General features: G+C 70.2%; 9 protein-coding genes. All 9 read right to left on the bottom strand.

Annotated elements, in window-relative coordinates; all coding sequences use genetic code 11:
* Positions 1-828: hypothetical protein (locus RWX87_RS01865; protein ID WP_314686275.1), on the bottom strand; the 828-nt coding region annotated here is incomplete at its 3' end.
* A gap of 191 nt (positions 829-1,019) precedes the next feature.
* Positions 1,020-2,111 carry an orotidine-5'-phosphate decarboxylase gene (pyrF, locus tag RWX87_RS01860; protein ID WP_314686273.1) on the bottom strand — a complete coding sequence of 364 codons (1,092 nt, stop codon included), beginning with the start codon at positions 2,109-2,111 and terminating at the stop codon, positions 1,020-1,022.
* A gap of 16 nt (positions 2,112-2,127) precedes the next feature.
* Positions 2,128-3,597, bottom strand: coding sequence for a dihydroorotase (locus tag RWX87_RS01855; RefSeq protein ID WP_314686271.1), 1,470 nt, complete (start codon positions 3,595-3,597; stop codon positions 2,128-2,130).
* A complete protein-coding gene (locus RWX87_RS01850) occupies positions 3,597-4,019 on the bottom strand; it encodes an aspartate carbamoyltransferase regulatory subunit (RefSeq protein WP_314686268.1) in 423 nt (140 codons plus the stop codon). The genes RWX87_RS01855 and RWX87_RS01850 overlap by 1 nt, the downstream gene beginning before the upstream one ends.
* Entirely contained in the window at positions 4,019-4,981 is a 963-nt protein-coding gene (gene pyrB / locus RWX87_RS01845) for an aspartate carbamoyltransferase (RefSeq protein WP_314686291.1), read from the bottom strand. Before pyrB ends, RWX87_RS01850 begins: the two co-directional genes overlap by 1 nt.
* 202 nt (positions 4,982-5,183) lie before the next feature.
* Positions 5,184-5,759 (bottom strand): hypothetical protein, encoded by a 576-nt coding sequence (locus tag RWX87_RS01840; protein WP_314686264.1) that lies wholly within the window; start codon positions 5,757-5,759, stop codon positions 5,184-5,186.
* 79 nt (positions 5,760-5,838) lie between these two features.
* Positions 5,839-7,980: a ferrous iron transport protein B gene (gene feoB / locus RWX87_RS01835; protein ID WP_314686262.1), complete on the bottom strand. Its 2,142-nt coding sequence runs from the start codon at positions 7,978-7,980 to the stop codon at positions 5,839-5,841.
* Positions 7,977-8,264, bottom strand: coding sequence for a FeoA family protein (locus RWX87_RS01830; protein WP_314686260.1), 288 nt, complete (start codon positions 8,262-8,264; stop codon positions 7,977-7,979). The genes feoB and RWX87_RS01830 overlap by 4 nt, the downstream gene beginning before the upstream one ends.
* A gap of 133 nt (positions 8,265-8,397) precedes the next feature.
* Positions 8,398-11,547 carry a bifunctional [glutamine synthetase] adenylyltransferase/[glutamine synthetase]-adenylyl-L-tyrosine phosphorylase gene (locus RWX87_RS01825; RefSeq protein ID WP_314686289.1) on the bottom strand — a complete coding sequence of 1,050 codons (3,150 nt, stop codon included), beginning with the start codon at positions 11,545-11,547 and terminating at the stop codon, positions 8,398-8,400.
* Positions 11,548-11,731 lie beyond the last annotated feature (184 nt).

The following is an 11,731-nucleotide window of genomic DNA, read 5'->3' as shown; positions in this document are numbered from 1 at the left end:
GCCGTAGCCGCATCCCATGCGCTGCTCGAGACTGAACTGGCAGGGCACGCCACGCGTCGAGGCCCAGTCCGCCACGGCCTTCATCATCGGCGCGGGACCGCAGGAGAGGATGACGGGGGGAAGCCGCGATCCGAGCAGCTCCTCCTCGAGGCGATCCAGCAGGTCGATGACGTTCCCCTCGGCGTTGACGATGCTTTCGAGCCTGTCGGCGTAGGGGCGGACGATGCCGTCGGCGAAGCGCGCGTCCCGATAGCCGAACAGCGCCGTGACGCGGCAGTCATCGCGGGTCGACAGGCTCTGCGCGGCGCTGATGAGCGGAGGCACGCCGAGACCCCCGCCGACGAGGACGTAGTTCGCCGGCCTGGTCAGGTCGTAGGGCCGTCCCAGAGGACCCAGCGCGTCGACGCCGTCACCGGGCGACAGACGGGAGAACTCCTCGGTGCCCGTGCCCACCACGGCGAAGACGATGCTCACCTCGTCCCCGGAGACCTCGCACACCCCGAACGGTCGGGGCATGAGGCGCAGGGGGTTCGCGGAATAGAGGTCGATGAACTGGGCGGGGCCCGCATGTCGGGCGATGTAGGGGTCGCGCAGGACCAGGCGGTGCACGCCCGCGGCGAGACGGTCGTTCGCCCTGACCTCCACGCGCCGACGTCCGGGGAAACGTCCTGCGTCGCATGCACGGCCTACGACCACGTCGGCGTCCAAGGTCCGGCTGAAGACGGCATCCTCGCGTCTATGCGTCGCCGTACGCGCCGCTCCCGCATCCGTCGATGCGACCGTGGGCCGCATATCCGTCCTCGCCGTGTCCGTCGTGACCGTGGGCATCCTCGAGCTCCTCCTCGTCGGGCGTTGGGGCGTCAGGATGACGCCATCATGTCGTGCGCACGCCATGATGGCGCGCAGCCTCCCCGTTCTCTCACATCCATGTGTCGGATTCGTTCTGCCGAAGCCGGCCGCGTGTCCGCCTCCCGTTCCCGACCGCCTCCGAAGGCCCTCTGACGGACGAGGCCACGTCGCTATCGCCGTCCCGGGGCGGACGGTCGCCCACGATCCTTCAAAGCCGTGCGGATGTCCTCGCGCATGGCGATCGCTGCTCTGCGCGCATGGCGCGCCACCATGTCGAGGGCGGCGTCGAGCGGCATTCCGGGACGCTCCTCCCCCGACCCTCTCCAGGCGCCGATGATGCCCCTCGAGGAGTTGACGAGGATGCCGGAGCCCCGCGGATCCGCCATCCGGGCGATGTCGCGGGCCGTGCCTCCCTGAGCCCCGTAGCCGGGCACGAGGAAGAAGGCGTGGGGCATGCGCCGCCGCAAGAGGGCGCCCTGGTCGGCCTGGGTGGCCCCCACGACCGCGCCGACGCGAGAGTACCCATGGCGGCCGATGCTTCCGGATCCCCATTCGCCGACGAGGTCCGCCACCCGTTCGTAGAGCGGGCGTCCGTCGGCGAGCTCGCATTCCTGGATCTCGGCGCTGGAGGGGTTCGACGTGCGGACCAGGACGAAAAGGTCCTTGTCGGTGGTCTCGGCGGCCCGGACGAAGGGCGTCACGCCGTCCGAGCCGAGGTAGGGGTTGACGGTGATTGCATCCTCTCCCCATACGTCGACGGCATGGGTCGGCTCGACGGCGTCCGTCGAACCCTCATGCGACGGGGCTCGCCCCATGCCTGAACCCTCCGGGGCCGCAGCGTGACCGCCTGGCGTCCCGGCGGGATCGGCGACGGGCACGCCCGTCAGATGCCGGGCGTAGGCCGTCGCCGTCGAGCCGATGTCGCCGCGCTTGACGTCGCCGATGACGTACAGCCCCCGTTCGCGCGCATGGGCGCACGTCAGGGCGTAGGAGTCGAGTCCGGCAGGGCCGAGGGCCTCGAACATGGCGATCTGCGGCTTGACGGCCGGCACCACGTCCGCCACCGCGTCGATGATCGCGCGGCAGAACTCGAGATATGCCACCGCCCTCAGCGACGCCGGAAGCTCCTCGGCCTCGACGGAGTCCCTGACCTCTCTCTCAAGTCCGGCCGCGATGGCCGTCGGGACGACCGCGTCGGTGGGATCAAGCCCCACGACGCTGGGGTTCCCCGTACGTTCGATGGCCTCGATGAGACGGTCCATGCCGGTCCTTCCGCGTCTACCGCCGGGGGGCGGCGTCCAGGCGGCTGAACACCAGCCGCGATCCGATGATGGTGGCCAGCGGGCGTCCCGTCAGGGACCATCCCGCGAAAGGGGTGTTGCGCGCCTTCGATGCGAAGGTCTCGGGGTCCACGGTCCAGACGGCATGGGTGTCAAGCACGACGAGGTCCACGTCCTCGGGATTCTCGACATGGGCCAGATCGAGGACGCGATGGGTCGCGCATCTGGCGCCCGTGGCGAGCAGCGCCGCCACATCCGTCGAGGCGTGTCCGAGAAGCCGGTTGGGCGCCAGGGACATAAGCTCGATGAGGCGGCGGTCGTCGATGTATCCGCCTTCGACCAGAACGCGCCTGCACACCCCGTAGGCGGTCTCCAGACCGATGACGCCGTTGGGCGCGGCCGAGAGCCCGCGGGACTTCTCCTCGGCGGTGTGGGGGGCGTGGTCGGTGGCGAGCATGTCGATCGTGCCGTCGGCGACGCCGGCGATGACGGCCTGACGGTCCCGAGCGGACCTCAGCGGCGGGTTCATCCTGGCCAGCGCCCCGTAGCGCGCCACGTCCTCGTCGCATAGCGCCAGATAGTGCGGGGCCGTTTCGCAGGTGACCGGGACGCCGTCCCGCTTGGCCCGTCGGACGAGGTCGACCGAGGCGGCGCAGCTGAGATGCTGGAGATGCACATGCACGCCGCTGCGCCTCGCCGCCTCGACGTCGCGCCGCACGATGCGGGTCTCGGTGGCGGAGTCGATGCCCTCGACGCCCAGACGACGGCTGGTGGGCCCCTGGCCCATGACCCCGGAGTCGTGATGCTCGCAGTGGTCGACGACGGGGATCCCCGCACGTCCGGCGTTTCGGAGCACGTCCCCGAGTACGGCGTCGGGGACGGCGGACCCGTCGTCGCTGATGGCCCTGACGGGATGCCTTCCGGCCTCGGCATGACCGGGCAGCCTCTCCCCCCACAGATCAGGGTCGGAGGCGCGACCCCCCGCCCGTCCCACGGTGGCGGCGACGCACAGGTCGTAGCGCACCGGAAGGGCGCCGTGGTCGTCCTCGTAATGGGCGAGGTAGTCGAGGACGCTGCGGCGGCCGGATTCGAGGACCTGGCGTCCTCCCGGCGTGGAATCGTCCACCGCCCCGCCATCGGCGGCCGGGACGGTGTTGGGCATGACGAGGACCCTGGTGAAGCCCGCTGCGGCGGCCGATCGCGATCCCGTGGCCATGGTCTCCTTCGCGGTCTGTCCGGGATCACGGAAATGCACATGGGGGTCGGTCAGACCGGGGGCGAGCGTCAGCCCGGAGGCCTCGACGTGGACGTCCGGCGTCCCTCCGCGCCCGTCCAGGGAGCGTCGATCCTCCGAGGCGCCGAAGGGGACGCCGGTGCCGAAGGCCCGCGCGGCGTCGACCGAGGGTATGACGAGGTCGATGCGCTCGCCGGTGTCCCAGACGCTGATGTCGTGGAGGGTGAGGGGCATTACTGGAGCTTCGCCTCCTCGTCGCAGTAGTCGCAGCGATACTCCTGGCGTTTCGAATGGGCGAGATGGAAGCGCTGATGGATGCCGCGTTCGGTGGTGGTCACGCAGCGGGGATTCGCGCAGGTGATGACGTCGACGAGATGCTCGGGCGGAGTCGGGCTCGACTTCGCGATGATGGCCCCTCCGCGCACGACGTCCACCGTCGCCTGCCGGGCCACGAAGCCCAGCACGTCAAGGTCGACGTCGGTGACGTCCTCGAGCTTGATGATGTCCTTCGTCCCGTAGCGATGGCTCGACGCGTTCATGATCAGCGCGAGCCTTGTCGCGGCCGGGTTGATGTGCAGATACCTGAGGACCATCAGGGCCTTGCCTGCGGGCACATGATCGATGATGATGCCATCCTGGATGCTGGTGACCTCCATCAGACGCGCACCTTTCTGGGCTCGTTCGGTTCATACCCGGGAAGCGCGTCGCCCACCACGGAGCTTTCCAGGGCCATGCGCATGAGCATCCCGTTTCGGACCTGCTCGAAATAGGCGGCACGAGGGTCGTCGTCGACCTCCACGGCGATCTCGTTGACGCGCGGAAGCGGATGCAGCACGGCCATATCGGCCTTGGCGAGGGCCATCTTGGCCTCGTCGAGGATGTACGTGTCGCGCAGGCGCACGTAGTCGTCCTCGTTGAAGAAGCGCTCCTTCTGGACGCGGGTCATGTACAGCGCGTCGAGGCCGCCGATCGCCCCGGCGAGGTCGCGCGTCTCCACGTAGGAGCAGGAGGGCGTCGCCGCGATGCGGTCGAGGACGTACTGCGGGCAGGTGAGCTCCTCGGGGCTGATGAGCACGAAGCGCACGTTCCCGAAGCGGCACAGCGTCTCGATGAGCGAGTGGACCGTGCGACCGAAGGTGAGGTCGCCGCACAGCCCGATGGTGAGGCCGGTGATGCGGCCGAAGCGCGAGCGCAGCGTGGCGAGGTCGGCCAGGGTCTGCGTGGGGTGCATATGGCCGCCGTCGCCGGCGTTGATGACCGGCACCGAGGCGGCCTGGCTGGCCACGAGAGCGGCGCCCTCCTTCGGATGTCGCATGGCCACGACGTCGACGTAGTTGGAGACCGTTTTGAGGGTGTCGCTGATGGACTCGCCCTTCGAGGCGGAGGACAGTTGCGCGCCGGCGAACCCGATGACCTTGCCGCCGAGGCGGAGCATGGCCGTCTCGAAGCTCAGCCGCGTGCGGGTGCTTGGCTCGTAGAACAGCGTGGCCAGCACCCTGCCGTCGCAGGTGTGGGCCACCTCGCGTCGATGGCCGTCGATGTAGCGGGCCTTGTCGAGCAGGCCGAGGATCTGGGCGGTGGACAGGTCGTCGAGCGTGACCACGCTCCGCCCGACCATGGAGGTCTCGGGGGACGTCGTCGCCGCTTCCGGGGCGCTCGCGAATTCAGCGGACACTTGCGCACCTTTCTCGTCAGGTGGCCGTCGGGTGGCGACCTACGTCACTCTAGGCCGTCTCGATGACAAGGTCGTGACGTCCCTGCGGCCTCCCTTCTGCGGCGCCGCAGAAGGGAGGCCGGCCGACGATTCGCGGTAAGGCCGCCTACGCGCCGCGTCCGCGCATGAGACGGGACGCCTCGATGCGCATCCTCCGCAGGGCCCCTCCTGCCGTCGCCGCCAGGACGCCGCGGTCGGAGGACGGCGCGAGCGGGCAGCCCGCGCACAGCAGCGACGAGGGGTCCGGACGGCAGGAGCCGGGCCCGCAGGGAAGCGTCGTCGGCGGGGCGGGAAGACGCCCCTCGGCCCGGGCATGACGGGCGGCCAGGTCGATGAGGTCCGCCGGCATGCCCAGACGGCGCGAGCAGTCCTCCACGTCCAGTCCCAGGGACATGAGGGCGACGACCCGGTCGACGAGATGTCCGGCGCGGTCCTCTCCGGACCCGTCGGCCCCTCCGATCGCGGCCTCGTCACGCGAGACGCGGCCGGTCCCGGTCCCTCCGCCCGATGCGTGCGTCCGCGTCCTGATCGTCGTCGCTGCGGCCGCACGCGTCGTGCGTCGGAACGCGCGCGCATGGGGGTTCCTGTCGTCCGGGACCGCCGAAACCGCGTCGGCCGCCGGGGCCATGCCCGCCCGCGCCGTCGGGGGATCCCGGAGCGTCGGCGAATCGTCGGGACCCATGGAATCCTGCGCCGACCCGGGATCGGACGCAGACGCGCCGTCCCGCGCCGTTTCCGAACGCCCTGACGTCATGCGGGCCTCACATCACCAGACGCAGCAGCTGGAAGGCCGCCACGGCCAGGACGTACGCCACCACCAGCCCCGTCGCCACGGTGGAGGCCATCACCGTCGTCCCGAACTGTCGTCTGAGCTCGGCCACCGTCGCCAGACAGGGGGTGTAGGCGAGCACGAAAAGCAGGAAGGCGACGGCGGCGGCGCGGCCATGCCCGTCGGAGGACGCGTCGAAGGACTCCCTCAGCGCCGCGCCCAGGCCTCCGCCGCCCTCGTCGGTCGCGGACCCGGCCGAGGATCCCGTCACGTCGTAGGACTGGGACATGGACCCCACGACGACCTCCTTGGCCACGAAGCCGGTGAGAAGGGCGGCGGAGGCATGCCAGTCGTCGAAGCCGGCGGGCGAGAAGACCGGGGCCACGGCGTCGGCGATGACGCCGTACAGCGAGTCGTGCACGTCCTCGACATGTCCGAAGGAGCCCGCGTCGCCGGCGGCCGGGATGCCCTGCAGCACCCACATGACCGCGATCACGGTGATGATGATGGCGCTCGCGCCGCGCAGGAACCCCCAGAGGCGGGAGACCACGGAACGACCGGTGGCCACGGCCTTCGGGAGCTGGTAGTGAGGCAGGCTCATGGCGAACGGCTCCGGACGCAGGCCATGGAACGCGGTGCGCCGCAGGAGCACCCCCACGCCGAGGATGACGAGCACGGACGTGACGTACATGAGGAAGATGACCAGCCCCGCCTGGTCGCGGAAGAAGGCGTAGGCGAGGACGAGGTAGACGGACAGCCTCGCCGAGCAGGACGCGAAGGGGATGAGCATGCCCACCAGCACGCGTTGCCGTGAATCGGTCAGGGAGCGGGTCGCGGCGAGTGCGGGCAGATTGCATCCGAAGCCCACGACGATGGGCAGGAAGGCGCGGCCGTCAAGCCCCAGGGCGCGCATGGCCCGGTCCATGACGAAGGCCGCGCGGGCGAGGTACCCGCAGTCCTCCAGCAGCGACAGCAGAAGGAACATGATGCCCATGGGCGGGATGAAGGTCGCCACCGTGATCGCGCCGTCGAGAAGCCCGTCGACGACAAGACCGTGAAGCCAGCCGTCCAGCGCGCCGGACCCGAAGAGTCCGAACAGGGCGTCGAGGCCGCGGGTGCACCAGGCCCGCAGGGTCGCGTCGATCCAGTCCTGCAGCGGTCCCGCCAGCGTCGTCGTCGCCTCGAAGACGAGGTACATCACGCCGAGGAAGACGGGGATGCCCAGCCAGGGGTTGAGCAGCACCCTGTCGATCCGGTCGGAGACGGTGACGCGGGGGGTGGTGGTCAGTCCCAGCGAGGACAGGGTGCGCGCGGACCAGTCGAAGCGGGCGTCGGCCTCGCGCCTCACCCAGTCCTGAAGGTCCTCCCCCGCCCGTCGCACGGGAATCCCCGCGGGGACGGGGGCGCCTGCGAATCCCCCGGCGATGGCGCCTTCCAGAGCGGCGACCCCCCGTCCCGTGCGGCCGTCCACCTCGACGACGGCCGCTCCGCCCAGATGCGTGGACAGCGCCGTGGGATCGACCCGCAGGCCGTTGCGGGCGGCGAGGTCGTTCATGGTGAGGGCGACCACGACGGGGACCCCGAGACCGAGCAGCATGGCCAGAAGGTACAGGGACCGCCCGATGGCGCTGGCGTCGAGCACGGCGACGATGAGGTCCGGCCCCATACCGTCCACCGCCCCTTCGGCGGCCTTCGCGGCGACGTCCTCGTCGGGGGACATCGGCAGCAGGGAGTAGGTCCCCGGCGTATCGACGACATCCCAGGACTCGTCCCCATGCCGCAGCGTGCCGTATTCGAGCAGCACCGTCGTCCCCGGCGCGTTCATCACCCTCGCCTTCATGCCCAGCATGGCGTTGAACAGCGAGGACTTGCCGACGTTGGGGTTGCCGACAAGAACCACCCGGCGGTCGGCCGTCGTCCGCGTCCGGTGATGAGCGTCCGCGAGGGAGGGGAAGACGGCCGTCAGACGTCCGCCCGATCCCGACCCATGGCATGGGGGGCCGCCCACGCAGTCGGCGGCCCCCTCGGAACCGGTGTCGTTTCCCGTGTCCTCAGGTCCGGGAGCATGGGGGCCGTCATGGTCCCGGCGGTCGCCGTGCGCGCGCCCGTCGCAGAAGGGGCAGGATCTTCTCATGCGCGGCCGCCCATGCGAGGATGCGACGCCTCGGCCGTCTGCGGCGCCTCGGCGGAGACATGGATGCGTCTGGCCGTCCCCCCGTCCACGGCGATGCGCTCGGGTCCGCGCGCCAGCACGCGCCCGCCGAAGGCCGAACGCTGCACGACGCGGATGGTGGTCCCGCGGCGCAGGCCAAGCTCCTCGAGACGGAAGCCATGACGTGAATCGAGGTCGATTTCGGTGATGACCATGTCGGAGTTCATCGGGCAGTCGATCGCCCGGGTGCCGGTAACGCTTGTCACGCCGAGGATTATCCGTGATGGCCATGCGAAAATCAAGACTTGTTTTCCACGCTTCCCGGCCTTATAATGCGGCCTTTCCGGTCCTCCGGCGCCCTCGTCCCAGGTCTCGGGAGTTTCGGAGGTTTCGGGGGCCTCAGGAGTCCTCTCCATAGAACAGCCTCATGACGACCTCCCGGGATCGCCGCATCCGCGACATGAGATCGTTGTCGAAGGTCTGGCCGTGGTGCGGCGGATATCCGAGACACACCCCGATGCCCGCCAGCGAGTAGCGGTCGTCCGGGAGCACGTCGGCCTGCTGGATGCGGCCGGTCCACAGATAGCTGGCGTTGCGGGCCGCCGTGCAGGTCCGCCATGCGGCTCTCAGCACCTCGCGGTCACCCCTCTCGATGATGTCCGCGTCGGCGAGCGCGTCAAGGGCCTCCGTCGTCGATCCGGTGCGAAGCGACGGCAGGTCGCCGGCATGGAGGAGCTGAAGCAGCTGCACCGTCCACTCGACGTCGGACAGCCCGCCTCGACCAAGTTTGAGATGTCGGTCGCGCCGCACGCCTCGCGGCAGTCTCTCCCCCTCCATGCGTGCCTTGAGCCGGCGGATCTGCCCGATCTGCCCGTCGTCAAGGGGGGTCGTCGGGAAGCGGAGGGGGTCGGCGATGCGTTCGAGGAACTCCCGGGACAGTTCCCGGTCGCCCGCCGCATGACGTGCCCGGATCAGCGCCTGATGCTCCCAGGTGCTCGCCCACGAGGCGTAGTACTCGGCGCAGGAGTCCAGCGACCTCACCAGGGGCCCGTTGCGGCCCTCGGGGCGCAGGTCGAGGTCGAGGTCGATGCGTGGTTCGAGGCTGACGGCTCCCTGGAGGATGCTCCGCAGTCTGTCGACGACGGCGCGGGCGAAGGAGTTCGCCTCGGCATCCCCGTGCCCCGGAACCGGACGGTAGATGAGGATGGCGTCGACGTCCGAGCTGAAGTTGAGCTCGCGCCCGCCGTATCGGCCCATGCCGATCACCGACACCGCCGCGGCCCGTCCCATCGCCAGACGCACGCAGTCCTCCTCGGCCCACGCGAGCGCCGTGTCGACGATGGCGTCGGTGACGTCGGTGAGCGTCTCCAGACAGTCGTCGTCGTCCATGACCCCGCTCAGCCAGGACAGGCCGATGCGTTCGATCTCCTGCCGACGCATGGCCCGCAGGCTGGTGGCGAAGTCCGCGAGGGAGTCGACGGAGCGCCCGAGGATGGCGCGGCACTGCACGTCCAGACTCTCCCGGGTGCGGGGGCGCAGCAGGGCGTCATCGCCCAGCCAGGTGACCGATTCGATGGATTTGGTCAGCGCCTGGCCAAGGAAGCGCGAATCGGCGAGGACATGGCACAGACGCCGCGCGGCCGAGGGCGAATCCCGCAGGAAGCCCAGATAGTCGCTATCCGCGCCGAAGAGCTCCTCGAGACGCCGCCAGAAGAGCAGACCCATGTCCGGGTTCTGTCCCTCCCCCAGCCATTGGAGGACGGCGGGCAGAAGGATGCGGTTGATCCTGGCCGCCCTCGAGACGCCCGCCGTCAGGGCCCTCATATGCCGCATGGCGGCGTCGGGGTCGCCGAAGCCCACGGACGCGAGCCTGACGCGGGCGGCGTCCTCGTCCAGCGAGAAGGCGTCCTCCCCCGCCTGCGCGCTGATGGGCAGCATCGGGCGGTAGTAGATCTCCATATGCAGCCGGCGCACCTCTCGGCGGGCGTCGTCATACCGCTCCAGGAGACGCTCCGGCAGCAGCCCGAAGGCGCGGGCGAGCCTGCGAAGCTCCCTGTTGCGGTCCAGCTCCTCGACCGTGGCGTCCCTTGTCCTGTCGAGTCCTCCGCGATTGGCCTCGCCGAGGTCGGGAAACAGATGCGTGCGCTGAAGCATCCACATCTGCTGTCGGTGTTCGACGACCCTTTCGAAGCGGTAGTCGCCGGCAAGACGCGCCGCCTGCCCGCGGGACACGTATCCGCCGTCCGACAGCGCCTTCAGGGCCTCAAGCGTCCCGGGGACGCGCAGGGATTCGTCCGCGCGCCCGTGGACGAGCTGCAGCATCTGCACGGTGAACTCGACGTCGCGGAGTCCCCCCCGGCCGAGCTTCACCTCCCGGTCCCGGAGGGCCTGGGGTATGAGGTCCTCCACACGGCGACGCATGGCCTGGCAGTCGTTGACGAAGTTCTCCCGAGCGGAGGCCGACCAGACGAGCGGTCGGGTGCGGCGCACGTAGTCGGCGCCGAGACCCGGGTCGCCGGCCGCCGCCCGCGCCTTGAGCAGGGCCTGGAACTCCCAGTTCTCCGCCCACCGCGCGTAGTAGTCCAGATGAGAGTCGAGGCGTCGCACCAGAGGCCCGTCCCTGCCCTCCGGCCGCAGGCCGCCGTCGAGCTGCCAGAGGGCCGGTTCGGCGACGCCGGGGATCACCGACTGACAGATGCGCTGCAGGATCAGGGACATGCGGGTCCCGACGCGTGACAGTCCCGGCGCATCCTCGGATCCGACGGGTTCCACGACGTAGATGAGGTCGACGTCGGAGACGTAATTGAGCTCGCGTGCCCCGAGCTTGCCCATGCCGATGATCGCGAACCGGCAGCCGGCGGAGCCGGGGACCTCCCCACGGGCGATCGCGAGGGCGCCCTCGAGGGCGGCGTCCGCCAGGTCGGACAGGGCGAGGCTCACGTCGGGCTGCACGGCCTCGGGGTCATCCGACAGAAGGTCCCGGACCATGATGCCGGCGAGAAGCTCGTGGTACTCCTCGCGCAGATGCCGAGCGGCGTCGGTGAGGGGCTCGCCGGCCACCGGAGGCGTGGATTCGGGATCGGCCCCGATGGCCCCGAGCATCGCCGCACGAACCGTGGCCCGGTCCGGTAGGTCCGTGCCGACGGACGTCTCCAGGCATGCGCGGACGAGCCGGGGGCGGGTGCGCATCATGGTGGCCATCGCATCGCTGGCGCCGAGCACCCTCGTCAGCGCATCCGCTCCGACGTCCGTGCGTCGCACCTCGTCGGCGATGTCCGGGACGAGCGCCGGAAGACCCTCGACGACCGCGCGCAGACCGGCCAGCGCGGCGTCGGGGTCGGCCGCATGGGAGAGAAGACCGAGAAGGGCGGCGGATATGGCGCCGGCATCCTCACGGTCGCCGGTTCCATCGCCGGGTCGCTTCGCGGCCGCCAGCGACGTGGCGATGAATTTCAGATTCGACTGCGCCGCGCGGATGTCCTCAAGGCCCGCGCGGATGAGATCCCTGAGCGATGGCGCGCGGAGGGATTCCGGTCCCTCCGCGCGCATCTCCGCCGCCGTCGCCGTGGAGTCGGAGGATGGAGCCGATGCCGATGCCGATGCCGGTGTCGAGGAGACGGTCATGGTCCCACACTACCTGCGGGGCCGCCGGCGTTCCATGGCGGGTTCGGTCCCGCCTTCCCCCACCCGTGGATCCGACGCGGGAACGGCCGAGGGATGGAAGGGCGAGGAC

Origin of the sequence: uncultured Bifidobacterium sp. (assembly GCF_963540075.1) — a bacterium.
In the GTDB taxonomy this organism is placed as follows: domain Bacteria; phylum Actinomycetota; class Actinomycetes; order Actinomycetales; family Bifidobacteriaceae; genus Bifidobacterium.
This window is presented reverse-complemented; position numbering and strand designations above follow the sequence as displayed.

Bases quoted from the DNA above. Each gene is read 5' to 3' on its own strand.
- RWX87_RS01855 (WP_314686271.1), bottom strand. From the start codon at position 3,597: ATGCCCCTCACCCTCCACGACATCAGCGTCTGGGACACCGGCGAGCGC.
- RWX87_RS01850 (WP_314686268.1), bottom strand. From the start codon at position 4,019: ATGGAGGTCACCAGCATCCAGGATGGCATCATCATCGATCATGTGCCC.
- pyrF (WP_314686273.1), bottom strand. From the start codon at position 2,111: ATGGACCGTCTCATCGAGGCCATCGAACGTACGGGGAACCCCAGCGTC.
- pyrB (WP_314686291.1), bottom strand. From the start codon at position 4,981: ATGGTCGGGCGGAGCGTGGTCACGCTCGACGACCTGTCCACCGCCCAG.
- RWX87_RS01825 (WP_314686289.1), bottom strand. From the start codon at position 11,547: ATGCGCGCGGAGGGACCGGAATCCCTCCGCGCGCCATCGCTCAGGGAT.
- RWX87_RS01840 (WP_314686264.1), bottom strand. From the start codon at position 5,759: ATGGGTCCCGACGATTCGCCGACGCTCCGGGATCCCCCGACGGCGCGG.
- feoB (WP_314686262.1), bottom strand. From the start codon at position 7,980: ATGAGAAGATCCTGCCCCTTCTGCGACGGGCGCGCGCACGGCGACCGC.